This is a genomic window from Clostridium sp. HBUAS56017, assembly GCF_007115085.1.
Classification (GTDB): Bacteria; Bacillota; Clostridia; order Clostridiales; family Clostridiaceae; genus Clostridium; species Clostridium cibarium.
Genome location: NZ_SULK01000088.1, coordinates 1 through 242, shown reverse-complemented (window position 1 = coordinate 242; position 242 = coordinate 1). Strand labels below are relative to the sequence as shown.

General features: G+C 36.8%; 1 protein-coding gene. It reads left to right on the top strand.

Annotation, left to right across the window (positions count from 1 at the left end; all coding sequences use genetic code 11):
* On the top strand, positions 1 to 242 hold a 242-nt coding region (locus FAY47_RS20570), incomplete at both ends, for a hypothetical protein (RefSeq protein ID WP_185966930.1).

Below are 242 nucleotides of genomic sequence, written 5' to 3'. Positions count from 1 at the left end.
TACTTTTACAGTAGCTAATGAAGGTACTCACAAGATTTCCTTCTACTCTGTTGATGCTGCTGGAAATACTGAAACTGCTAATACTACTTACGTGAAGATTGATAAATCTGCTCCTGTTACTACTTCTAATGCACCTACTAACTGGTCTAAAGATGACGTAACAGTAAGCTTAACTGCAACTGATACACTTAGCGGTGTAGCTAAAACTTGCTATTCTATTGATGATGCTGATTATCAAGAAG